Origin of the sequence: Streptomyces sp. NPDC052043 (assembly GCF_044548235.1) — a bacterium.
Taxonomy (GTDB): Bacteria; Actinomycetota; Actinomycetes; order Streptomycetales; family Streptomycetaceae; genus Streptomyces.
This window is the reverse complement of the sequence record NZ_JBIUBT010000002.1, coordinates 97,706-120,928: the sequence shown is the minus strand read 5'-3', so window position 1 is coordinate 120,928 and position 23,223 is coordinate 97,706. Positions and strand designations below refer to the sequence as shown.

Genomic DNA, 23,223 nt, shown 5'->3' with positions numbered 1-23,223 from the left:
GCGCGCGGCCTCGGCAGCGCCGCGTGGACTCCGGTGGTCCGACCGATGCACAGCACCACCTTTCGAAAGACATGTTTCGAGCGTAGAGTCTCGAAACATGTCTTCCGAAGCTGCAGGCGCTGCTCCACGTGGGCATCGCAAGCTCACCGACCCCAAGGCCATGCGGGCCGTTGCACACCCCACCCGCCTCGCTCTGCTCGAAGCGCTGAACCGGCGCGAGCCGCTGACCGCGACCGAAGCTGCCGAGATGGTGGGAGAGTCCCCGACGAACTGCGCCTTCCACTTGCGCACCCTCGCAAAGTACGGCTTCGTCGAGGAAGCGGGAGGCGGCACCGGCCGCAGTCGGCCCTGGCGGCGTGCCCACATCGGCTTCACGATCGACGATGTCACCCCCGAAGGGGCGATCGCCGCAGCTGCGCTCAGCGCCATGGTGTGGGACTCCTGGCTGGATCGGATCCGCAAGATCGGCGCCATGCGGCACGCGTTCCCCGAGCATTGGACCAAGATCACCAATGCTGCCGAGACGGTCTTCTATCTGACCCCGGAGGAAGCCGAATCCCTCAAGGAAGAGCTGACTGCCCTCACCTTTCGCTACCGCGAGCGCCTTGACTGTCCGTCGCTGCGACCCGAGGGCGCCGTGGCAATGGAGCTGATCCAGTTCACGTTCCCCGCCGACGCCCTGTCCGCCCAGGAGGATTGACCGTGCGTGCACTACTCGCTCGCCACGACGTCCGCCTGCTCCTCCTTGCCAGGCTGACCGACGTGGCCGGGAGCAATGCCTTATGGATCGCCCTCGGCATCCACGTGAAGGAACTCACGGGCAGCAATTCAGCGGCCGGCCTCACCTTCTTCGCCTTCATCCTCGGCACCCTGGGGGCGCCTCTGGGCGGCGTGCTGGTGGACCGATTGCGTCGTCGGCCGCTACTGATCGTCCTGAACCTGGTCTCCGCAGTGCTGGTCCTGCCGCTGCTACTGGTGCACGACCGCCACAGCGTCTGGATCTGCTACGTCGTCATGACTCTGTACGGGCTGGCCAACGGCGCTACCGGCTCGGCCATGACCGCACTCACCCAGACGCTGATCCCGCCGAAGCATCTGGGTGACGTCAACGGCCTCCTGCAGACCTTGCTGCAGGGTCTGCGGCTGATTGCCCCGCTCCTGGGTGCGGGGGTGTTGTCCGCATTCGGCCTGGGTCCGTTGGTGGTGGGCGACGCAGCGACCTTCGCTCTCGCAGCCCTGCTGATTGCACTGATCCGACAGCAGGAGGATCGGCCGCAGCCGGCTCAGCAGGAGGAAACCGGCCTCCAGAGCACCGCCGGCTTCCGGTTCATCGCACGGGCCCCCACCCTGCGCCAGGTGACCGTCGCCGTCGTGCTCGCCATTGTCGCCTTCGGCTTCTCCGAGTCAGTGCTCTTCGCTGTCGTCGACACGGGGCTGCACCGCCCACCGGCCTTCCTCGGTGTCCTCAGTTCATTGCAAGGTGCGGGGGCGATAGGAGCCGGCGTTGCCGCCGCAGTGCTCATGCGGCGTGCAGGGGAAGAGCTGACGGTGGTCCTCGGCCTGGCCTTCGCCGCCGCAGGCTTCCTGCTGAGTGCCATCCCCTCCTTGCTCGCGGTCGCGCCGGGCACCGTGTTCATCGGCGCCAGCCTGCCTTTGATCATTGCGGGCACCATGACCCTCTTCCAACGGCGCACGCCCGCCTCTCTGATGGGGCGAACCGATGCCGCGTTGAACGTGCTGATAGGGGTACCGCAGACGGCGGCCATCGCCGCCGGAGCGGCTTTGATCGCGCTGGTGGACTATCGCATCATGCTCGCCGTGATGGCGGTCCTGATGGCTTCCTCGGCGCTCTACCTGGCCACCCGCACCATCCGCCGGCCGACCGAATCACTCACTGCGCGACTGGCACAAGAGCCTGGCGAAGCAGCGCCGGAAGCTTCACCACCGCATCGTGGTTGACTGCTCCCCTCCCTGAAGGGAGGGGATTCCTGGCTCAGGCCGCCTCCTGGAGCAGCGCTCCAGGAGGTCTTGCGCCCTCGACACCAGCCGGGTCCAGACCTGCCCGGGCGAGCATCACGCGGGCGGAGTTCTTGTCCCGGGGACAGACCGCTCCGCACGCGGTGCAGGTGTAGGTGCGTTCCGACAGCGGCAGCGCGTGCTTGGTTCTCGCTCCGCACGTCCCGCAGTCCATGGTGGTGTGCGCGGGATGCACCAGACGCACATCCCGCCCGTGCTTGCGGCCCATCTCGATCAGGGCCTGCTTCGTGACGCTGATCGCGGCATCGGCCGCCTTGCGGGCCATCGACGTCCTGGCGAGGAACTTCGGCCGGAAGTCCTCCACCGCGATCGCATCGTGGTCGTGCACGACTTTCTTGGCCCACTTGCGGACGGTGTCCTGCCGCTGCCGGGCGATCTTCGCGTAGGTCTTCGCCCGCCACCTCTTCGCCTCCCGGTAACCCTTCGACGCGGCCTGCCCCTTCTTCGGCCTGCGCCGGGCCATCATCCGGTCGTACCGGGACAGCTTCTCCTTTGCCCTCCGACCGTGCTGAGGGTGGGGGAGGTCGTGGGCGTCGGAGGTGGTGGTGGCGGTCTCCCGGACGCCCCAGTCGATGCCGATCACGCGGCCGGTCGGCGGGAGCGGCTGAAGCGGTGCGGGGATGACGAACGAGGCGTACCAGTGGCCGAGGTGGTCACGGTAGACGCGCACCGAGGAGGGTTCGGCCGAAAGAGGACGGGACCACACCACGGTCAGGACGATCCCGCCCGCCAGGTGCAGGCGTCCGTCCTTGAGGCGGAAGCCGCGCCGTGTGTAGGTCATGGTCGGGTCGACGTCGTGTTTCTTCTTGTGCCGGGGCATACCGGCCCGCCGTCTGACGGGCAGCCGGTTCTTGACGTCCTTCAGGGCTTTCGCGCGGGATGCGGCGAAGTCGCGGACGGCATGCTGCTGCGGCACCGAGGCGCCTGCGGCCAGCCACGGTGTCACCGCGCGGGCCCGGGTCAGCATCCGGTCCAGCCGGGCCGGACCGCACTCCTCACCCTCTGCGTGGGCCTTCCTGGAACGGGCCACGCACTCGTTCCAGAGCCACCGGCACCGCCCCCACTCCGCCTCCAACCCCGCCCGGGCCGTGGCCGACACCCGCAGCCGGTAGGTATACCGGGCGTGCTCGGCCCCCTCGGCCTCCCGCACCACAGCCACACCCGTCACCCCCGCCCTGTCTCGATCAGCCGGCTCCAGCCAACTGACCGTACGTACGGCGCCCGCACACCCGCACACCCCTTCCGCCACGGCCACCCCGACCGGCGAACGGGCGCACACACGTTCGCCCGGCTCCGCCGGCCGGCTGTCGGGGCACTCCGCGCCCCGGGCGTCCGGGTGCGGCGACGCTCCGCGGCGCTGCCACAGGATGCGCTTCCTCCCCGGCGTGAACGCCGGGGCTTCCTCGCAAGAGTCAGGTGAAGTCAGGGTTCGGTCGGCACGCAGGTCACCGTCACCGACGCCGCCGGAACGCCCGTCGGAACAACCTCAGTCAGAAGCCACTGGCAGCACGTCCGGGGACAGTGCCACCGCGCGGGCCGAGGCGGCCGTCATGCGGCGGCGGTGGTGGCGGCGGCACAGGACCTCGTAGCCGATCTCGTCCATGGAACGGGTCACGTCGCCGACGAACACCTGGGCGCCCTCGACCACCATGACGCCGCCCACCGTACGGGCGTTGTGGGTGGCGCGGGCGCCGCACCAGCACAGGGCCTCGACCTGGAGGACCTCGACGCGGTCGGCCAGTTCGACCAGGCGCTGGGAGCCGGGGAACAGCTTGGAGCGGAAGTCCGTCGTGATGCCGAAGGCGTAGACGTCCATCTCCAGGTCGTCGACCACGCGCGCGAGCTGGTCTATCTGCACGGGCGCGAGGAACTGGGCCTCGTCCGCGATCACGTAGTCCGCGCGCCTGCCCTGCGAGAGGTGGTCGACGATGTAGGCGTACAGGTCCACGCCGTCCTCGACCTCGACCGCGTCCGTCACCAGGCCGAGCCGCGAGGACAGCTTGCCCTGCCCGGCCCGGTCGTCGCGGGTGAAGATCATGCCCGTCAGTCCGCGCGCGGAGCGGTTGTGCTCGATCTGGAGAGCCAGTGTCGACTTCCCGCAGTCCATGGTTCCGGAGAAGAACACCAGCTCGGGCATGAGCAGTTGGGCACCTTTCGGCGAGTGTCGAGTGTGGCGGACGGTGGTGTACGGCGCAGGGGAAGGGACCTCAGGAGCGTACTTCCAGCAGGGGGACCAGCTGCTCGGCAGGGGTCATCGAACCGTGGTTGCCGACCATCAACGACTCCTTCGGCTCCTGCTCGGAGGCGATGAGCAGGACGTCGTCGCGGGCAGCGGCGACCACGTCGCCGATCCGCGCGTACACCCGTTCGTCGACCCGCGGCCCGAACCAGCCCGCCGCGACCGCCTCGTCCCGGGAGGCGATCCAGAACTGCTCGCCGAGCACCTCGCGCCAGCAGGTGAGCACGTCGTCCTCGGCACCCGGCACCGCGTACACGTGCCGCGCGCGTCCCTCGCCGCCGAGCAGGGCCACGCCGGCGCGCAGCTCCCAGTCCTCGTCGAAGTCGATGCGGTGCTGCTCGTCGAACGGGATGTCGAGCATGCCGTGGTCGGCGGTGACGTAGAGCGCGCTGTGCGGCGGGAGCTGTTCGGCCAGGCGCTGGACGAGCCGGTCGACGTGCATCAGCTGTCCGCGCCAGGTGTCGGAGTCGACGCCGTAGCGGTGGCCGGCGCCATCGAGTTCGGAGTAGTACGTGTAGACCAGGGTCCGGTCGGCTGCGGCGAGCTGCTCGGCCGCGAGGTCCATGCGCTCTTCACCGGTCAGCCGCCCCACGAACGTGCCGCCGCTGAGGGCGACCTTGGTCAGCGGGGTGTTCTGGAAGGCCGGGGAGGACACCTGGGCGGCGTGCACACCCGCCTGCTGGGCGAGCTGGAAGACCGTGGGGTGGGGCTGCCAGGCGCGCGGATCGCTGTACGGCTGCCAGCGCAGCTGGTTCATCAGCTGGCCGGTGGCCGGGTTGCGCACGGTGTAGCCGGGCAGGCCGTGCGCGCCCGGGGGCAGGCCGGTGCCGACGGAGGCGAGCGAGGTCGCCGTGGTCGCCGGGTATCCGGCGGTGATCGGGCGGCCGGTGCCGCCGCGCGAGCTGCCGAGCAGGGCGGTCAGGTAGGGCGCGTCGGTGGGGTGCGCCTTCAGCTGCTCCCAGCCAAGGCCGTCGATCAGGAAGACGCAGGCGCGGTCGACGGGGGCCAGCTCGCCGATCACGGCCGTCGTCCCCGGTACGCCCATGCCGGCGGCCAGCGTGGGCAGCAGGTCGGCGAGCGAGCCGGTTCCGTATTCGGGGACGGGTGCGGACGCGATGGCCAGCGGCTCCGGGTGGCCCCAGGCGGTGGCGGCGTCGTCGGGGAAGAAGGGGCGGGTCATCAGCGGGTCAGGTCCGCGGTCGCCTCGGAGATCGCCTGGGCGAAGGCGAGGGCCTGCCGCACCGTCTCGGGGCCGTCACCGGCCTCGCTGACGCGCAGGCTGAGGTCGTCCGCCGTCGAGTTGCCCGTGTAGCCGTGGTCGGCCTCGCAGTTGGGGTCGCCGCAGGCGGCGGGCTCCAGGTCGATGCGGGACACGGCGCCCCAGCCGATGGTCAGCACGACCTCCCGCGGCAGCGTGCCCGGCGTGTACTGCTCCGGGTTGGCGACCACGCGGCTGACCACGACCGACGAGATCCGGTCGAGCTTCACCGACTCCGTGGACGTGGTGGCGTACGGCGTCGGGGAGGTGCTGTCGGCTCCCTGCTCGTCGGTGTGGCTGACGATGAAGCGGTTGCCGGTGAGGACGAGCACGGTCACGTGCCGCCGCACCTCGTTCTGGTCGAACGTGGTCTCCTGATGGACCAGGAACGACCGAATGGGCTCCCCGCCCACGGCGGCTTCCACCGCCTCGGCCACGAGAGCCGGGTAGTAGCCACTGCGTTCGATCGCCGAGCGCAGCCCCTGGGTCGTCGTACTGGTCTTGGCCATGCCGTCCATCCTAATCCGTGGGTGGGGGCGGTCCGGGCCAGTCGACGGCAACCCGGTCCGCCCGGGCGGCAGGGCCGTCCCGCACGTGCCGTACCGGGCGAAGACCTGCGGGGGCCTGTCGGCCACGCGGCCGGCAGGCCCCCGGAGAGCGGTGCGAACGCTTTCAGCGAGGCGGGCGGGCGGCAGCCGAACCGCCGGGACGGTGGCGGCGGTCGGCGACACCGTCCAGGAGCCGGCGTCGCTGCACGGCGTCGGTGGCCAGTTCCACCCCCACGTGCGCCAGGGCCGTCGCCCCGTCGATGACGGCCCGGTCGGCGCCTTCGCTCTTGCCGTACCGGGCGAACTCGGCCGTGTGGGGTTTCGCGCCCCCGGTGTCGTATCCGACGGTCGGGTGGATCGTCGGCACCACGTGGGAGACGTTGCCCATGTCGGTCGAGGCCATCAGCTCCCCGTGCCGCGGCACCGGTGTGCGGCCCAGCTCCCCGAGCGCCCGCGCGTAGGACTCCGTCATGGAGGCGTCCTGTCGCAGATCGGCGAAGTCGTGGCCGTGCGGGACGAGTTCGAGTTCCGCGCCCGTCGCAAGGGCGCCCGCCTCGAAACAGGACCGTACCCGTCGCCGGGCGTACGCGAGCTGCTCGGACGTGGGGGCCCGCAGCTCGTAGCGGGCCTGGGCGAGTGCCGGGATCACGTTCACGGCCTGCCCGGCCTCGGAGACGACGCCGTGCACCAGGGTGCCGGGCGGGAGCTGCTGGCGCAGCAGGCCGATCGCCGTGTGGGCGAGGGTCATCGCGTCGAGCGCGTTGACGCCCTCCCAAGGGGCCAGCGCGGCGTGCGACGGCCTCCCCCGGTAGGTGACGTCCCAGGCACTGACGGCCAGCGACGAGGCGCCGACGGTGTCCTCCGGCGCCGCGTGCACCATCATGGCCGCCGCCACGTCGTCGAACACCCCGGCTTCCAGGAGCAGTACCTTGCCGCCGATGTCCTCCTCGGCCGGCGTGCCGACGAGCTTCACGGTGATGCCGAGCCGGTCGGCGACCGCCGCGAGACCGAGCGCGGCGCCGACCGCCGCCGCCCCGTTCACATTGTGGCCGCAGGCGTGTCCTATCCCGGGCAGCGCGTCGTACTCCGCGCACAGGGCCACGACCAGGTCGCCCGTGCCGTAGGTGGCCACCACCGCGGTGGGCAGGTCCCCGACGCCCCGGGTGACGGCGAAGCCGGCCTCGGTGAGCAGGGCGGCGACCTTGGCGGCCGATCTGTGCTCCCGCAGAGCCGTCTCCGGCTCGTCGTACAGACTGTGGCTCAGGCCGATCAGGCGGTCCCGCCGGCCGCGGACGGTTCCGGTCACCTCGGCCACGGCGTGTCCCCTGACCTCCGGCCCGATGACGTCGTGCCGCGCCCGTGTCATGCCGGCTCTCCGCTCTGCGCGAGGGAGGGACGCACCTGTCCGGTCCCGGCGGCGGGCACGGGGCGGAAGCCCAGGCCGAGCAGTCCGCCCAGCAGGGCGACACCGGCACACACCCCCCAGCACCACAGATACCCCGTGAGTGCGATGTGGCCGCCCCTCAGCCGGTGGCCCGCGAACAGCCCGCCGATCACGGCCGCCCCGATGGCCGCGCCCAGGGAGAGCGCCAGTTCGTTGAGGCCGACGGAGAGCGCGGTCTCGGTCTCCGCGACGACCTCCGCGGACAGGGCGCGCGTGATCGACTCGAACATGCCCGTGGCCAGTCCGACGATCAGGGCCCCCACGAGGTACCGGGACAGGGAGTCGTGGAAAAGGATCAAGGAGAGAAAGCCGGTCGCACCGATGACACCCACCGCGCAGAGCACCGCGCGGTCCCCGACCCGCCGCGACAGCCGCGGGGTCGCGGTCGAGCCCAGACAGCCGGCCACGACCATGGCGAGGGAGACGAACGCGATCGCCTGGGAGCCCAGGCCCATGCCGTAACCCGTCGCCTCCGGATCGGACCCCAGGAACACGGCGTTCGCGCCCAGGAACCCGATGGCGCCGAAGGCGACGCAGAAGGTGTGGGCGCTGACCACCGCGAGGCGGGGAGCGCGCAGGAGCCGCACATCGACCAGGGGATGCGCGGACCGGTGCTCGACCATCACCCAGACCACCAGCAGGGACACCGCCAGGACAGCTGTGACCAGGGAGTCGGGGGACAGCCAGCCCCAGGTGTCGCCCTGGGTCAGGACGAGGACCAGGGCCACCAGGCCAAGGGTGAGCAGGATCGCCGCCTTGACGTTGAAGTTCCCCCCGCGGGCGGTGGCGCTGTCCGGCAGCAGCAGGGCGGCGGTCACCGCGAGCGCGCCGACCGGCACGGCCGTCCACAGCCCGGCAACGGCGTGCTCCTCGCTGAGCGCACCCGCGACGAGGCCACCGACGCCGATCGAGATGAGCAGCGCACCGACCAGGACGGACATGCCGACCCGGCCGCGTTCCGGTGCACGGGAGCGCAGGATGCCCGCCAGCAGCGGAAAGAAGCCGACGACGGCTCCTTGCAGGGTCACGCCGACGGCGAGGGTCGCCGTCGTCGGCCACACCGCTATCAGCAGGGAACCGCCCGCCACCATCGCGACGCATGCGCGCAGCAGCCTGCGGTGCCCGTGGATGTCGCCCAGCCGCGCCAGCAGGGGCGTCATCACCGCGAACGCGAGCTGGGACAGCAGATAGAGGTTGCTCTGGCCGACGCCGCCGATGCCGACATGACGGCCGACTTTCGGCAGCAGCGGGGTCAGGTACCCCTGTACGACGCCACTGCACACCACGATCACCGTCATGGTCGCGAGCAGTCCGCGGCCGGAAGCGATCCCTCTGGTCACCGTTCTTTCACCTCTACTTCTGATGGCTGGAACCCGACGTGGGGGATACTGTGCGGGCACCGGCCGAACCGGCCCGGAACTTCGCGGAAATCGTGCGAGGAGGGCACGTCGGATGCGAGAAACGGGCATCGTGAGCGAGCTGGACCTCGCCCTGGTGCACGCACTGCAGGTGCAGCCCCGGGCCTCATGGTCGGAACTGGCGCCGCTGCTCGGGGTGACGGCGAGCACGCTCGCGCGGCGTTGGGAGCGACTGAGCGCGGAAGGGCTCGCCTGGGTGTACGCGTCCCCGGGCCGTGCGTTCTCCCGCACCCGTTGCACCGCGTTCGTACTGCTGCGCTGCCGCCCGGGCACACGGCGACGTCTCGCCGAACGCGTGTCCGCCTTCGAGGAGGTCGTCACCGTGGAGCTCACCGCGCCCGGCAGCGTCGATCTGCTGCTCGACGTGCTGACCCCGGACATGCGCTCGCTGACCCGCTTCCTCACCGAGCGCCTGGAGGTACTGCCCGGGGTGAGCGCGACGGAATGCCTCTTCGCCACCTCGCTGTACGCGGAGGGGAGCCGTTGGCGGCTGCACTCCCTCGATTCCGCGCAACTGAGCGCGCTCGGACCTGCCGTCGGTGGTGTCCGTGAGGCGGATCCCTCCGCGGAACTGGACCACCTCGACCATGCTCTTCTCGATCTTCTGGTGTGCGACGGCCGTCTGGGGCTCGCCGTGCTGGCCGAGCGCACGGACACCAGCGCCGCGACCGTCCGCCGCAGGCTGCGCCGTCTCACCGACTCGGGCGTGCTCGTCTTCCGCTGCGACATGGCCCCGCGGCTGACGGGACTGCCTGTGTCCGTCACCTTTCGCGGCCGGGTCCCCGCCCGCGACCTGAACACCCTTCACCGAACGCTGGCGCCCCTGCCCGAATGCCGTCTCGTCGCCGCCGTCACCGGGACTTCGGCCGTCCTCGCCACGTACTGGCTGCGCGACATCGGGGAGATCCAGCACCGCGAAACCGCGCTCTGCGCCCGGCTCCCCTCCCTCATGATCACCGACCGGATCGTCGGGCTGCGGACGGTCAAGCGGATGGGGCACCTGCTCGACGGGGACGGGCGGCGCACGGGAACGCGGCCCATGCGGCCCTGGTAGGGCGCGCACCGGTTCCGCGGACCGTAGCGGAACGGCACCCGGCTGACCGAAAGTTCCCCGTGAGACCGGACCCCCGTGGCCGATCCGCTGGGCGGGCGAGGGTGCTCAGTACACCGGGAGCGTGCGCGGGCCGAGGTCGTCGCGGGCGGGCGGGGGTGCCAGGCGTACGGAGGCGTCGAGGACGCTCAGCCCGTGCGGGGCGACGACGACCGGCTCCAGGGTGACGGCGACGACCTCCGGGTGGTCGTGGACCAGCCGTGACACGCGCAGCAGCAGCTCCTGCAACGCGGGCGTGTCGACCGGGGCCGAGCCGCGCCAGCCGAAGAGCAGGGGGGCCGTGCGGATGGAGCGGATCAGGGAGGTGGCCTCGCGGTCGGTGACCGGGATCAGCCGGTGCGCCATGTCGCCGAGCAGCTGGGAGGCGACCCCGGCGAGCCCGAAGGAGAGCACCGCGCCGGCCGCGGGGTCGATGACCGCGCGCACGACGGTGTCGACCCCTCGGGGTGCCATCGCCTGCACCACCGGCCGCAGCTCCTGGGGCTTGCCGAAGAGGTCGGTCAACTCCGCGTAGGAGCGGCGAAGTTGCTCCTCGTCTGTGAGGTCGAGGCGTACGCCGCCGAGGTCGGCGCGGTGCCGCAGGTGCGGGGCGGTGGCCTTCAGGGCGACGGGGTAGCCGAGGGCGCGGGCGGCTTCCGCGGCGGCGTCGGGGGTGGGGGCGGGCAGGGCCCGGCGCACGTGGATGCCGTACCGGCCGAGCAGCTCGCAGGTCTCCTCCGTGCCGAGCGTGAGGCCCTGCCCGCGCTCGAGCAGTCCGCCGATGAACGTGGCGGCGCCCTTCTCGTCGATGTCCTCGTACTCCGGCACCTTGCCCGGGTTCGCGGCCTCCCTGCGCCACTGGCCGTACCGGACCGCCTCGGCGAGGGCCCGCACCGCGCGCTCGGCGGCGGGATAGGCGGTGACCAGACGCGTCCCGGTGCGAACCGGCTCGGGCGCCGCACCGGACGGCACCACGGACGCGGGTCCCGCGCCCGTGGCCGCGGCCCTTTCGGACACGGCGGGGGCCGGTCGCCGGGGGCCGGGACCCGGCTGCGATCCCGCGCCGAAGGCCTGGCCGTGACCGGAGACGCGGCCCTGGCCGCGGACATGGCCGGAACCGGGGGCGTGGCCAGGAACGCGGGCGTGCTCCGGACCGGGGGCATGACCAGCAACGCCGGTGTGCTCCGGACCAGCAGCACGACCAGGAACACCGGTGTGCTCCGGACCGGAGGCATGACCACGAACACCGGTGCGTTCCGGACCAGCAGCATGACCAGGAACACCGGTGTGCTCCGGACCTCGCTGCGGTCCTGTGCCTGCCTTCGGGCCCGTGCCGGTCTCCGGGTTCGGGTCGGCCAGGGAGGCCGCGTCCACCTGGTGGGTCGGCTCCGGCCCGAGGCCCGCGCCCGCCCGCGGTCCCGCGCCGGGCTCAGGGCCCGCAGGGGAAGCCGCGCTCGCCCGGTGGCCCGGGCCGGCCGGGGAGGACGGGGAAGACGGGGTGGGCCGGGGGGTCGTCGGCGGTGGGAGCAGGGGGGTCGCTCCCGGCTGGGGTCCCGGGCCGGGCGGCGGGGCGGTGCTGGTGGCGGCGGACAGGGCCTCCGCCAGCCCGCCGAACTCGACGTGCACGACCAGGACCGGCTTGCCTGGCACCTCCTGCGCGGCCGAGCGCAGCGCCTCGGCCAGGGCGGCGTTCTCGGCGGCCCCCTCCCCCAGCGCCGGTATCAGCGTGACGACCACCGCGTCGGTGGTCTCGTCGGCGAGCGCCCGGGACAACGCGATCCGGAAGTCCTCCGCCGAGGCCCCCGTCGTCAGGTCCCGCGGCGGCTGGGGGCGCAGCCCCTCCGCGAGACAGCGGTCGTAGGTCAGCACGCCCAGCGACTCGGAGTTGCCGAGGATCGCCACGCGCGGCCCCGGCGGCAGCGGCTGCCGGGCGAGCAGCAGGCCGGTGTCGACCAGTTCGGTGATGGTATCGACCCGGATCACACCGGCCTGCCGCAGCAGCGCGGACACCGTCGCGTGCGGCAGCCGCGTCGCCCGTACCGCGTGCCCCTGCGGGGCGGAGCCCGCGCTCTGCACCACGACCAGCGGCTTCACCGCCGCCGTGCGCCGGGCCAGGCGGGTGAACTTGCGCGGGTTGCCGATGGACTCCAGGTACATCAGGGCGACGTCAGTGTCGGGGTCGTCGTACCAGAACTGCATGACGTCGTTGCCGGAGACGTCCGCCCTGTTGCCGGCGGACACGAAGGTCGACACGCCCGTGACCCCGGTGACCCCGCCGCCGCGCCGGTGCAGCCGGGACAGCAGCGCGATGCCGATGGCCCCGGACTGGGCGAACAGACCGATGCGGCCGGGCCGCGGCAGCTCGGGGGCGAGGGAGGCGTTCAGCCGGACGTCCGGCGAGGTGTTGATGATCCCGAAGGTGTTGGGCCCGATGATCCGCATGCCGTACGTCCGCGCCTGTCGCACGAGCGCGCGCTGCCGCTCACGTCCCTCGGGGCCGCTCTCCGCGTAGCCCGCGGAGATCACGACGAGGCCCTGCACGCCGTGCTCGCCGCACTCGGCGACGGCGTCCGGGACGTGCTCGGCCGGCACGGCGACGACGGCGAGGTCCACGGGCCCGTCGATGTCCCGCACCGAGCGGTGGGCGGGCACCCCGTCGATCTCCTCGCGGTCCTCGCCGAAGGCCCGGTTCACGGCGTGCAGCCGGCCCGTGAACCCGGCGTCGCGGATGTTGTCGAGGATGCCGCGGCCCACGCCGCCGCGCGCGCGGCCCACGCCGATGACGGCGACCGAGCCGGGCGCCAGGAGCCGCCGTACCGACCGGCCCTCGGCCCGCTGCTCCCGTGCGCGCTGCACGGCCAGCGAGCGGTCGGTCGGCTCGATGTCGAACTCCAGGCGTACGACGCCGTCCTCGAAGCTGCGCTTCTGGGTGTACCCGGCGTCCGTGAACACCTTGATCATCTTGGTGTTGGCCGGAAGCACCTCGGCGGTGAAGCGGCGGATGCCACGCTCGCGGGCGACGGCCGCGATGTGCTCCAGGAGCGCGGAGGCGACCCCGCGTCCCTGGTGGGCGTCCTGCACCAGGAAGGCGACCTCGGCCTCGTCGGAGGGCGCCGAGGCGGGCATGCCGTCCACGCCGACGCGGTCGTAGCGTACGGTGGCGATGAACTCGCCGCCGACCGTGGCCGCGAGTCCCACCCGATCCACGAAGTCGTGGTGCGTGAAGCGGTGGACGTCCTTCGCGGACAGACGCGGGTAGGGCGCGAAGAAGCGGTAATACTTGGACTCGTCCGACACCTGTTCGTAGAAGCTGACCAGATGGTCGGCGTCGTCGGCGGTGATGGGGCGGATCCTCGCGGTGCCGCCGTCGCGCAGCACCACGTCGGCCTCCCAGTGGGCGGGGTACGCGTGCCGGTCCGGCGAGGTCTGCATGCGCCCCAGCGTACGGCTCGCGTCCGACAGCGGCGCGAGGCAGTCTGTGGAGGACACCCATCGGACCGAGGCCGCGGTCCGATGCCACCCGGAGCGGCGCACGCGCCGCTCCGGACCTGTTCCACATATGGAAAACTGGTCTAGACAACCCTGATCACCTGAAGGGCAGCAACACATGGCTGAGCGCCGCGTCAACGTCGGCTGGGCCGAGGGTCTCCACGCCCGCCCCGCCTCCATCTTCGTCCGGGCCGCCACGGCCGCAGGCATCCCCGTGACGATCGCCAAGGCCGACGGCACGCCCGTCAACGCGGCCTCCATGCTGGCCGTGCTCGGCCTCGGCGCCGAGGGCGGCGAGGAGATCGTCCTGGCCTCCGACGCCGACGGCGCGGACGCCGCGCTGGACCGGCTGGCCAAGCTGGTCGCCGAGGGGCTCGAGGAGCTTCCCGAGACGGTCTGACCGGCAGGACCGGTGAAGCACCGAAGCCGTGCCGCCCCGTCCGGGCGGCACGGCTTCGCCGCGTCGGCGCAGGGAATCAGACGTGGACGCCGTGCTTGCGGAGGTAGGCCACGGGGTCGACGTCGGAGCCGTAGTCCGGGGTCGTACGGGCCTCGAAGTGCAGGTGCGGTCCGGTGACGTTGCCGGTCGCGCCGGACAGGCCGATCCGCTGGCCGGGGACGACCCGCTGGCCCACGGAGACCGCGATGGACGACAGGTGCCCGTACTGGGTGTACATGCCGTCGGCCATCCTGATCACGACCTGGTTGCCGTACGCCCCGCCCCAGCCGGCGTCGACGACGGTGCCGAGGCCGACCGCGTGCACGGGGGTGCCGCTCGCGGCGTGGAAGTCGACACCGGTGTGGGTGCCGGAGGACCAGAGGGAGCCACCGACCCGGTAGCCGGTCGATATGTAGGAGTCGAGGATCGGCGTCACGAAGGCGTTGAGGCGCTTGCGCTCGGCCTCGCGGGCGGCGCGGGCCTTGGCCTCGCGCTCCTTCGCCGCCCCCTCCGCGGCCTTCTTGCGCGCGACCGCCTCGGCCTGCTTGCGCGCGGCGGCCCGGTGCTGGGCGACGGCCTGGGCCTCGATCTTCTCGGCGACGCTGTCGCCCAGGGTGACGACCGGGGTGAGGCCGGTGTCCTCGAGGGCGGGAACGTCCGCGGCGAGGGCCGGGGCGGCGAGGGTGCCGATGACACCGGTGGTGGCCAGGGCCGCGACGCCCGCCGCGCGGGCGGTGGTGCGGTGCATCCGGCTCGGCCGTCGGTGCTTCCCGGCGGCACGGGTGAACGCCATGGAGACGTGGGTCCTTTCCTTCCCTGTCGCCTACCGGGTTAGCTGACGGGTTCGGAGCAGGAAGGTCTCCTACGGCGCCGCGCGTCGCGCTGACGGCCGATTCACCCCAGGGACGGTGGGTCCCCGGCTCCCCTGGCTCGCGCCGTACGGGGACTCGGCGATGACTGTCCGGTGCCGCGGACGCGGCGCACTGCCCGACGAACAGCCGGACCGACGCTAGACGGGGCCGCTTTCAATCCCCAAACGGATCAGATGTTTTGTAGCGCACACCACAGGGCAGACAGGCGATCTCCCCCTCAATTCGGACAACACCAGGACAACACAGGGCCCTGGTGACGCTTCGGTCACCAGGGCCCTGTGCGCGCGTGTGCCCCTCGCCGCGCTCGGCGGCGGCGAGGCGGGCCTCTACTCGGCCGCGACGACGACGACCCGGCCGACGCCCAGGGCCTCGACGGGCTCCTTGATCTGCGCCGCGTCACCGACGAGGACCGTCACCAGACGGTCCACCGGGAACGCGTTGACGACGGCCGCGGTGGCCTCCACCGTGCCGGTCGCGGCGAGCTGCTGGTAGAGCGTCGCCTGGTAGTCGTCGGGCAGGTGCTGCTCGACCTGGTCGGCCAGCGTGCCGGCCACGGCGGCCGCCGTCTCGTACTTCAGCGGCGCCACACCGACGAGGTTCTGCACAGCGACGTCCCGCTCGGCGTCGGTGAGGCCCTCCGCGGCGAGCTTGCGCAACACCGTGAACAGGTCGTCCAGGGCCGGGCCGGTGTTCGGGGTGTCGACCGAGCCGCTGATGGCAAGCATCGCGGCGCCCGACCCGTCGGGGGCCGACCGCAGCACCTGACCGAACGCCCGCACCCCGTAGGTGTATCCCTTCTCCTCGCGCAGGACGCGGTCCAGGCGGGAGGTGAGGGTGCCGCCGAGGCAGTAGGTGCCGAGCACCTGGGCGGGCCACACGCGGTCGTGCCGGTCGGGACCGATCCGCCCGATGAGCAACTGCGTCTGGACGGCGCCGGGCCGGTCCACGATGACCACACGGCCGGTGTCGTCGGCGGTCACCGGCGGCACGGGCCGCGGCTTGGCGGGCAAGGCGGTCCAGGCGCCCAGGGTCCGGCTCAGCAGCTCGTCGAGGTCGACGCCGGTGAGGTCGCCGACGACCACGGCGGTGGCCGTGGCCGGGCGCACGTGCCGGTCGTAGAAGGCGCGCACGGCCGCCGCGTCGATGGCGCCGACCGTCTCCTCGGTGCCCTGGCGCGGACGCGACATGCGCGCGTCGGCCGGGAAGAGCTCCTTGGACAGCTCCTTGGCGGCGCGGCGGGCCGGGTTGGCCAGCTCGTGCGGGATCTCGTCGAGCCGGTTGCGCACCAGCCGCTCGACCTCGGAGTCGGCGAACGCCGGCGCCCTGAGGGCGTCGGACAGCAGGCCGAGACCCTTGGCCAGGCGGGAGGCCGGGACTTCCAGGCTCAGCCGTACGCCGGGGTGGTCGGCGTGCGCGTCGAGGGTGGCACCGGCGCGCTCCAGCTCGGCGGCGAACTCCTCGGCGGAGTGCTGGTCGGTGCCCTCGGAGAAGGCCCGCGCCATGATCGTGGCGACGCCGTCCAGACTGGCCGGCTCCGCGTCCAGGGGTGCGTCAAGGAGCACCTCGACGGCGACGACCTGCTGGCCGGGGCGGTGACAGCGCAGCACCGTCAGGCCGTTGTCCAGCGTCCCGCGCTCGGGTGCGGGGAACGCCCACGGCTTGGCCGCGCCGGCCCGGGGCTGGGGGTGGAACTCCATCGTGGCGAGCTCGGTCACTTCGCCGCCTCCTCGGTCTCGTCGGTGGCCGCGGCGTCCGCGTCCTGGGCGTCGTCCTGCGCGTCGGCGGTGGTCGGCTCGTAGACGAGCACCGCGCGGTTGTCGGGGCGCAGACGGGACTTGGCGACCTCCTGAACCTCCTCGGGCGTCACCTCCAGGACGCGCTTGACGGCGGTCAGGGCGAGCTGCGGGTCGCCGAACAGGACGGCGTAGCGGCACAGTTCGTCGGCGCGGCCGGCGACCGTACCGAGGCGGTCCAGCCACTCGCGCTCCAGCTGGGCCTGGGCGCGCTCCATCTCCTCGGCCGTCGGGCCCTGTTCGGCGAACCGGGCGAGCTCCTCGTCGATGGCCGACTCGATGACGGGGACCTCGACGTCGCCGGAGGTCTTCACGTCCAGCCAGCCCAGGGAGGGCGCGCCGGCCAGCCGCAGCAGTCCGAAGCCGGCCGCGACGGCCGTACGGTCGCGGCGCACCAGCCGGTTGTAGAGCCGGGAGGACTCGCCGCCACCGAGGATGGTGAGCGCCAGGTCGGCCGCGTCGGACGCGCGCGTGCCGTCGTGCGGCAGCCGGTAGGCGGCCATCAGGGCGCGGGCCGGGACCTCCTCCTCGACGACCTCGCGCAGCTGCCCGCCGATGACCTCGGGCAGGGAGCCGTCGCGGGGCTCGGGCTTGCCGTCGTGGGACGCGATGGAGCCGAAGTACTTCTCGACCCAGGCGAGCGTCTGCTCCGGGTCGATGTCGCCGACGACCGACAGGACGGCGTTGTTCGGCGCGTAGTACGTGCGGAAGAACGCGCGCGCGTCCTCCAGGGTGGCCGCGTCCAGGTCCGCCATGGACCCGATCGGCGTGTGGTGGTACGGGTGGCCCTCCGGGTAGGCGAGGGCGGTCAGCCGCTCGAAGGCGGTGCCGTAGGGGACGTTGTCGTAGCGCTGGCGGCGCTCGTTCTTGACGACGTCGCGCTGGTTCTCCATGGACTCGTCGTCCAGCGCCGCGAGCAGGGAGCCCATGCGGTCGGCCTCCAGCCAGAGGGCGAGCTCCAGCTGGTGGGCGGGCATGGTCTCGAAGTAGTTGGTGCGCTCGAAGCTGGTGGTGCCGTTGAGCGAGCCGCCCGCGCCCTGCACCAGCTCGAAGTGGCCGTTGCCCTTGACCTGGGCGGAGCCCTGGAACATCAGGTGCTCGAAAAGGTGAGCCAGGCCGGTGCGTCCCTTGACCTCGTGGCGCGAGCCGACGTCGTACCAGAGGCACACCGCCGCGACCGGGGTCAGGTGGTCCTCGGAGAGCACCACGCGCAGGCCGTTGGCCAGCCGGTGCTCGGTCGCTGTCAGGCCGCCGGATCCTGCTTCGGCTGCGGCCGTGTGACCCTTGGGCATGTACGTCCCTTCGATCGCGGTGGCGGTCTGCGAACCGCCCTTTTCCTGCCGGTCCTGCCACTGTATGCAAGCGTGTGGACCCCTGGCGAAGTTCCCACGGTCCGTACGCCGAGAGCGAGACGGAAAGCGACGCGCCCCGGCGGCACCCGGGAGCGGGACGGGTCGCGAGGACGGGCGCGGACGGGCGGGAGGGCGGCCCGGAGGCCGGACGGGACCCCGGAACGCGCCCTGTGGGGACGGGGCGTGGTCCGGGTTGTCAGCCGGGCGGTCCACAATGGTCGGCGTCAGATCCCGTCACGCTTCAGCAAGGAGCCGGCAGCGATGGCCCGCCGCAGCACGAAGACCCCGCCGCCCGACGACTCGTACGAGGAGAGAATCCTCGACATCGACGTCGTCGACGAGATGCAGGGCTCCTTCCTCGAGTACGCGTACTCGGTCATCTACTCCCGCGCGTTGCCGGACGCCCGGGACGGACTCAAGCCGGTGCACCGCCGCATCGTCTACCAGATGAACGAGATGGGCCTGCGTCCCGACCGCGGCTACGTGAAGTGCGCCCGCGTCGTCGGCGAGGTCATGGGCAAGCTGCACCCGCACGGCGACGCGTCGATCTACGACGCCCTGGTGCGTCTGACCCAGCCCTTCTCGATGCGCGTCCCCCTGGTCGACGGCCACGGCAACTTCGGCTCGCTGGGCAACGACGACCCGCCGGCCGCCATGCGGTACACCGAGTGCCGGATGGCCGAGGCCACGGGCCTGATGACGGAGTCCATCGACGAGGACACCGTCGACTTCGCCCCCAACTACGACGGCCAGGAGCAGGAGCCGGTGGCGCTGCCGGCCGCCTTCCCGAACCTGCTGGTGAACGGGGCCTCGGGCATCGCCGTCGGCATGGCCACGAACATGCCCCCGCACAACCTCAACGAGGTCATCGCGGCCGCCCGCCATCTGATCCGCCACCCGAACGCGGACCTGGACGCCCTGATGCGGCACGTCCCGGGCCCCGACCTGCCCACCGGTGGCCGGATCGTCGGTCTGTCCGGGATCAGGGACGCCTACGAGAACGGCCGCGGCACCTTCAAGATCCGCGCGACGGTCTCGGTGGAGACCGTGACCGCCCGCCGCAAGGGCCTGGTCGTCACCGAGCTGCCCTTCTCCGTGGGCCCGGAGAAGGTGATCGCCAAGATCAAGGACCTGGTCGGCTCGAAGAAGATCCAGGGCATCGCCGACGTCAAGGATCTCACCGACCGTGCGCACGGCCTGCGCCTGGTCATCGAGATCAAGAACGGCTTCGTGCCGGAGGCCGTCCTGGAGCAGCTCTACAAGCTGACGCCGATGGAGGAGTCCTTCGGCATCAACAACGTCGCCCTGGTCGACGGCCAGCCCCTCACGCTCGGCCTGAAGGAGCTCCTGGAGGTCTACCTCGACCACCGCTTCGACGTCGTACGCCGCCGCAGCGAGTACCGCCGGGGCAAGCGGCGCGACCGACTGCACCTGGTCGAGGGTCTGCTCACCGCGCTGGTGGACATCGACGAGGTCATCCGTCTGATCCGCGCCAGCGAGAACTCCGCGCAGGCCAAGGAACGCCTGATGGAGCGCTTCTCGCTGAGCGAGGTGCAGACCCAGTACATCCTCGACACCCCGCTGCGCCGCCTGACCAAGTTCGACCGCATCGAGCTGGAGGCGGAGAAGAGCAGGCTCACCGCGGAGATCGAGGAGCTGACCCGGATCCTGGAGTCGGACGCGGAGCTGCGCAAGCTGGTCTCGGCCGAACTGGCCGCGGTCGCCAAGAAGTTCGGCAACCCTCGGCGCACCATGCTGCTGGAGGCGGGCGCGGCCCCGGCTGCCGCGGGGCCGCTGCAGGTGGCGGACGACCCGTGCCGCGTCATGCTGTCCTCGACGGGCCTGCTGGCCCGCACGGTGAGCGGCGAGCCGCTCCCGCGGGACACGGACGGCAAGCGGCACAAGCACGACGTGATCGTCTCGGCTGTCCCGGCGACCGCCCGAGGCGAGGTGGGCGTGGTGACGTCGGCGGGCCGCCTGCTCCGCGTGAACGTCGTCGACCTGCCCCAACTGCCGGAGACGGAGTCTGCGCCGAACCTCTCCGGCGGCGCTCCGCTGGCCGAGTTCGTCTCCCTGGAGGACGACGAGACCGTGGTGTGCCTCACCACGCTGGACGAGTCCTCGCCGGGCCTGGCGCTCGGCACCGAACAGGGTGTCGTCAAGCGGGTCGTCCCCGACTACCCCTCCAACAAGGAGGAGTTGGAGGTGATCACGCTCAAGGAGGGTGACCGGATCGTCGGGGCGGTCGAGCTGCGCACCGGCGAGGAGGACCTGGTCTTCATCACGGACGACGCCCAGCTCCTGCGCTACCAGGCCTCCCAGGTCCGCCCGCAGGGCCGCGCGGCCGGCGGCATGGCCGGCATCAAGCTCACCGACGGCGCCAAGGTCATCTCGTTCACGGCCGTCGACCCGGCCGCCGACGCGATCGTCCTCACCGTCGCGGGCTCGCGCGGCACGCTGGACGACTCCGTGCAGACGACGGGCAAGGTCACGCCGTTCGACCAGTACCCGCGCAAGGGCCGCGCCACCGGCGGCGTGCGCTGCCAGCGGTTCCTGAAGGGCGAGGACTGCCTGGCCTTCGCCTGGGCCGGCCCGGTCCCGGCCCGTGCCACCCAGAAGAACGGCAGCCCGGCCGAACTCCCGGAGATCGACCCGCGCCGCGACGGCTCGGGCGTGTCCCTGCCGAAGACGGTGTGGGTGGTGGCCGGCCCCGCCTGATCCGAGGGCCCCTTCCGGTCCCGGCACCAGGACCGGAAGGGCCGGGACCGGGGCGGGGACCGGTTCCGCGAAACCCGAGGCCAGGGTGCCCAGGCTCGTCTAGACCGAGGGGTCCACCAGGTCCGGGGGCGGGTCCGCGAGGACCGGGTCCGGGGCGAGGACCGGGTCCGGGGCGAGGACCGGGTCCGGGGCGAGGTCCGGGGCCGGGGTCGTGGGGTCGTGGGGCTCGGGGTCCCGGACGTAGCGCAGGACGCCCCACATTCCGTGTTCGTCGGCCTGCGGAGCGATCCGCTTGCACGCCTCCAGCTCCTTGCCGAGGGCGCCCGCGTCGATGCCGGAACCGATGAGCACCAGCTGGGTGAGGCGGGGCTCGCCGTCCGGCCAGGGCTCGGGGTAGAAGCGCAGGAAGCTCCCGACGGCGTGCACGGCGTACCGGTTGCGCGGATCGTACGGGCCGAAGCCGACGTACCCCTTGATCCGGTAGAGCCCGTCGGGGCGGCTGTCCAGGAACCGCATCAGCCGGCGGGGGTCGAGCGGCACGTCGGAGACGAAGGAGAGGCTGTCGTAGCCGGCGTGCAGATGCCCGGCATGGTGGTCGTGGGCGTCGTCCGCGTCGGGCACGTGCAGGTCGTCGAAGGAGAGCTGCCCGACCCGCTCCTCGCTCGGCCGGCAGTCGAAGAGGAACTCGGGGTCCACCCGGCCGTACGAGGCCGGGACGACGGCGGCCCCGTCGGCCAGGGTCCGTACGAGTTCGAGCACCTTCCCACCGGCGGCGGCCCGGTCGGTCTTGTTGACGACCACGAGGTCGGCGAGCGCCAGATGCCGGTCGATCTCGGGATGCCTCGCGCGGGTGTCGTCGAACTCGACGGCGTCGACGACCTCGACGAGCCCGCCGTAGACGACCCTGGGGTTGTCGCTGGCCAGCACCATGCGGACGAGTTCCTGGGGTTCGGCGAGCCCGCTGGCCTCGATGACGACGACGTCGACACCGGCGGCCGGACTCGTCAGCCGGTCGAGGTACACGTCGAGCTCACTGGCGTCGACCGCGCAGCACAGGCACCCGTTGCCGAGGGAGACGGTGGAGTCCCCGAGGGCTCCCGCGACCGCCATGGCGTCGATCTCGACGGCCCCGAAGTCGTTGACGATCGCACCGATGCGGCTGCCGCCGCTGCGGTGCAGCAGGTGGTTGAGGAGCGTGGTCTTGCCCGAGCCGAGGAATCCGGCGAGCACCACGACCGGGATCTGCGCCGCGCTGCGACTCGGACTCGGGTACCGGCTCGGCTGACTCACCGTGCGACCTCTCTCACGCCGACGCGCGCGCCGGCTCAAGAACCGGCGCACGTACGAGGATGGAATGCCGACCAAGGATACGAGCCGTGGGCGTCACGGCCGCCGAACCGCCGGCGCGGCGGTATCCGGAGCAGAACACTCCGGGGGCTGGACGCTGCTCCGGCCGGAGTCAGGTTAGGCTCACCTGCGTGAGTACGTGCTCCACCTCCTCCCGGCAGCTCGACGAGCCGGTGGCCGCCACCGCGGCCACGGCGACGACCTGGCTGCTGCTGGAACAGCCCGGCCCCTGGGGTGCCAAGGCACTCACCTCGAGCCATCTGGACCCCGCGCTCGGGCGTGCGCTGGAGCGCGCGGTGCAGGGCACCGGCGTCCGTGTCGCGCTCATCCGCCGTCCGGGGCGGCACGCCGACCGCCGCACCCGGCCCGTACGGTCCGTACGGCAGGTGTACGCGGCCCACACCGTCCCCGGAAACGTATCGCTGCACAGCGCCACGACCACCGACCCGGACGACCTGCTGGCCCTCGACTTCGCCGCCCTGGGCAAGGGTGACCACCACACCTTCGACGCCGCTCTGCGGGGCGGACCCCACACAGGTGATCCGCTCGCGCTGGTGTGCACCAACGGCAAGCGGGACCAGTGCTGCGCCCTCCTCGGCCGCCCCCTCGCGGCCGAGCTCGCCTCCTCCGGAGTCCAGGACGTCTGGGAGGTCACGCACCTGGGCGGCCACCGCTTCTCGCCGACACTGCTCGTGCTGCCGTTCGGATACGCCTACGGCAGGGCCGAGGCCCACGCGGTCAAGGAGGTCCTGCACGGTGTGAGCGAGGGCCGGGTGGTCCTCGAGGGCTGCCGGGGCCGCACGGCCTGGGAGCGGCCCGGGCAGGCCGCGGAACTGGCGGTGCGGGAGGCGGCGGGCGAGTTCCGCGCGGACGCGCTGAGCGTCGTGCGCACCGAGGACCTGCTCACCGCCGGCTCGGCGCCGTGCTGGGAGGTCACCGTCGCCCATGCCGACGGACGCCGGTGGCGTGTGACCGTCGTCCAGCGGGCCGCTCTGCCGCCGCACCCGGAGAGCTGTGGCGCCTCGCCGCTGGGCGGGCCGACGCGCATGGAGGTCGTCGCCGTCCGCGAACCGGCGACCGCACCGCTCGCCTGCTGACGGCCCACCGGCCGGGGACGACCACCGAGGCGCACGGCGGGAGATCCGCACCACACCCGGGAGCAGCCCCCGCGCCCCGACG

The 23,223-nt window shown here is 72.3% G+C and carries 17 protein-coding genes and 1 riboswitch; of the genes, 6 read left to right on the top strand and 11 right to left on the bottom strand.

All coding sequences use genetic code 11. The features are described from left to right. The first annotated feature begins 97 nt into the window (after nt 1-97). Both ACIHCX_RS05295 and ACIHCX_RS05290 read left to right on the top strand, forming a co-directional pair. Complete coding sequence (locus ACIHCX_RS05295) at nt 98-700, top strand: ArsR/SmtB family transcription factor (protein ID WP_400026774.1); 603 nt, start codon at nt 98-100, stop codon at nt 698-700. Between the two features lie 2 nt (nt 701-702). Continuing rightward, on the top strand, nt 703-1,959 hold the full coding sequence (locus ACIHCX_RS05290) for an MFS transporter (RefSeq protein WP_400026772.1): 1,257 nt from the start codon (nt 703-705) through the stop codon (nt 1,957-1,959). Between the two features lie 34 nt (nt 1,960-1,993). On the opposite strand, the gene ACIHCX_RS05285 is transcribed toward ACIHCX_RS05290, so the two are convergent. From ACIHCX_RS05285 to ACIHCX_RS05260, 6 genes are all read right to left on the bottom strand, one after another. Further along, nucleotides 1,994-3,196: an RNA-guided endonuclease InsQ/TnpB family protein gene (locus tag ACIHCX_RS05285; protein ID WP_400026770.1), complete on the bottom strand. Its 1,203-nt coding sequence runs from the start codon at nt 3,194-3,196 to the stop codon at nt 1,994-1,996. Nucleotides 3,197-3,523: 327 nt separating this feature from the next. Further along, a complete protein-coding gene (locus ACIHCX_RS05280) occupies nt 3,524-4,174 on the bottom strand; it encodes a thymidine kinase (protein ID WP_400026768.1) in 651 nt (216 codons plus the stop codon). A 70-nt stretch (nt 4,175-4,244) separates the two neighbouring features. Continuing rightward, nucleotides 4,245-5,456 (bottom strand): alkaline phosphatase family protein, encoded by a 1,212-nt coding sequence (locus ACIHCX_RS05275; protein ID WP_400026766.1) that lies wholly within the window; start codon nt 5,454-5,456, stop codon nt 4,245-4,247. Further along, a complete protein-coding gene (locus ACIHCX_RS05270) occupies nt 5,456-6,052 on the bottom strand; it encodes a DUF5998 family protein (RefSeq protein ID WP_400026764.1) in 597 nt (198 codons plus the stop codon). Before ACIHCX_RS05270 ends, ACIHCX_RS05275 begins: the two co-directional genes overlap by 1 nt. Before the next feature lie 154 nt (nt 6,053-6,206). Then, nucleotides 6,207-7,448, bottom strand: coding sequence for an amidohydrolase (locus tag ACIHCX_RS05265; RefSeq protein WP_400026762.1), 1,242 nt, complete (start codon nt 7,446-7,448; stop codon nt 6,207-6,209). Then, entirely contained in the window at nt 7,445-8,866 is a 1,422-nt protein-coding gene (locus tag ACIHCX_RS05260; RefSeq protein WP_400026760.1) for an MFS transporter, read from the bottom strand. Before ACIHCX_RS05260 ends, ACIHCX_RS05265 begins: the two co-directional genes overlap by 4 nt. 130 nt (nt 8,867-8,996) lie before the next feature. Between ACIHCX_RS05260 and ACIHCX_RS05255 the strand changes: the two genes are divergently transcribed. Further along, a complete protein-coding gene (locus ACIHCX_RS05255; RefSeq protein ID WP_400026758.1) occupies nt 8,997-9,998 on the top strand; it encodes an AsnC family transcriptional regulator in 1,002 nt (333 codons plus the stop codon). A 105-nt stretch (nt 9,999-10,103) separates the two neighbouring features. Here ACIHCX_RS05255 and ACIHCX_RS05250 read toward each other — a convergent pair whose 3' ends face one another. After that, nucleotides 10,104-13,466, bottom strand: coding sequence for a GNAT family N-acetyltransferase (locus ACIHCX_RS05250; RefSeq protein ID WP_400026756.1), 3,363 nt, complete (start codon nt 13,464-13,466; stop codon nt 10,104-10,106). Between the two features lie 175 nt (nt 13,467-13,641). Between ACIHCX_RS05250 and ACIHCX_RS05245 the strand changes: the two genes are divergently transcribed. Next, the gene (locus tag ACIHCX_RS05245; protein WP_400026754.1) at nt 13,642-13,923 is read left to right on the top strand and encodes an HPr family phosphocarrier protein; all 282 of its coding nucleotides are present in this window, start codon (nt 13,642-13,644) and stop codon (nt 13,921-13,923) included. 76 nt (nt 13,924-13,999) lie between these two features. On the opposite strand, the gene ACIHCX_RS05240 is transcribed toward ACIHCX_RS05245, so the two are convergent. From ACIHCX_RS05240 to ACIHCX_RS05230, 3 genes are all read right to left on the bottom strand, one after another. Next, nucleotides 14,000-14,755: a M23 family metallopeptidase gene (locus tag ACIHCX_RS05240; protein ID WP_400026752.1), complete on the bottom strand. Its 756-nt coding sequence runs from the start codon at nt 14,753-14,755 to the stop codon at nt 14,000-14,002. 12 nt (nt 14,756-14,767) lie between these two features. Further along, nucleotides 14,768-14,925, bottom strand: a riboswitch (cyclic di-AMP (ydaO/yuaA leader). Between the two features lie 235 nt (nt 14,926-15,160). After that, nucleotides 15,161-16,549, bottom strand: coding sequence for a M16 family metallopeptidase (locus tag ACIHCX_RS05235; protein WP_400026750.1), 1,389 nt, complete (start codon nt 16,547-16,549; stop codon nt 15,161-15,163). After that, nucleotides 16,546-17,919, bottom strand: coding sequence for a M16 family metallopeptidase (locus ACIHCX_RS05230; RefSeq protein WP_400026748.1), 1,374 nt, complete (start codon nt 17,917-17,919; stop codon nt 16,546-16,548). Before ACIHCX_RS05230 ends, ACIHCX_RS05235 begins: the two co-directional genes overlap by 4 nt. Before the next feature lie 321 nt (nt 17,920-18,240). On the opposite strand from ACIHCX_RS05230, the gene ACIHCX_RS05225 reads away from it, so the two are divergent. Further along, nucleotides 18,241-20,697: a DNA topoisomerase (ATP-hydrolyzing) subunit A gene (locus ACIHCX_RS05225; protein WP_400026746.1), complete on the top strand. Its 2,457-nt coding sequence runs from the start codon at nt 18,241-18,243 to the stop codon at nt 20,695-20,697. 99 nt (nt 20,698-20,796) lie between these two features. Here the strand turns inward: ACIHCX_RS05225 and ACIHCX_RS05220 are convergent, their stop codons facing one another. Continuing rightward, entirely contained in the window at nt 20,797-21,987 is a 1,191-nt protein-coding gene (locus ACIHCX_RS05220; protein ID WP_400026744.1) for a GTP-binding protein, read from the bottom strand. 188 nt (nt 21,988-22,175) lie between these two features. On the opposite strand from ACIHCX_RS05220, the gene ACIHCX_RS05215 reads away from it, so the two are divergent. Beyond that, a complete protein-coding gene (locus ACIHCX_RS05215) occupies nt 22,176-23,141 on the top strand; it encodes a sucrase ferredoxin (protein ID WP_400026742.1) in 966 nt (321 codons plus the stop codon). Nucleotides 23,142-23,223 lie beyond the last annotated feature (82 nt).

What these genes read in the sequence shown, in the direction of transcription:
- ACIHCX_RS05295 (WP_400026774.1), top strand. Translation starts at nt 98, where the DNA reads ATGTCTTCCGAAGCTGCAGGCGCTGCTCCACGTGGGCATCGCAAGCTC.
- ACIHCX_RS05280 (WP_400026768.1), bottom strand. Translation starts at nt 4,174, where the DNA reads ATGCCCGAGCTGGTGTTCTTCTCCGGAACCATGGACTGCGGGAAGTCG.
- ACIHCX_RS05275 (WP_400026766.1), bottom strand. Translation starts at nt 5,456, where the DNA reads ATGACCCGCCCCTTCTTCCCCGACGACGCCGCCACCGCCTGGGGCCAC.
- ACIHCX_RS05270 (WP_400026764.1), bottom strand. Translation starts at nt 6,052, where the DNA reads ATGGACGGCATGGCCAAGACCAGTACGACGACCCAGGGGCTGCGCTCG.
- ACIHCX_RS05265 (WP_400026762.1), bottom strand. Translation starts at nt 7,448, where the DNA reads ATGACACGGGCGCGGCACGACGTCATCGGGCCGGAGGTCAGGGGACAC.
- ACIHCX_RS05250 (WP_400026756.1), bottom strand. Translation starts at nt 13,466, where the DNA reads ATGCAGACCTCGCCGGACCGGCACGCGTACCCCGCCCACTGGGAGGCC.
- ACIHCX_RS05245 (WP_400026754.1), top strand. Translation starts at nt 13,642, where the DNA reads ATGGCTGAGCGCCGCGTCAACGTCGGCTGGGCCGAGGGTCTCCACGCC.
- ACIHCX_RS05240 (WP_400026752.1), bottom strand. Translation starts at nt 14,755, where the DNA reads ATGGCGTTCACCCGTGCCGCCGGGAAGCACCGACGGCCGAGCCGGATG.
- ACIHCX_RS05230 (WP_400026748.1), bottom strand. Translation starts at nt 17,919, where the DNA reads ATGCCCAAGGGTCACACGGCCGCAGCCGAAGCAGGATCCGGCGGCCTG.
- ACIHCX_RS05225 (WP_400026746.1), top strand. Translation starts at nt 18,241, where the DNA reads ATGGCCCGCCGCAGCACGAAGACCCCGCCGCCCGACGACTCGTACGAG.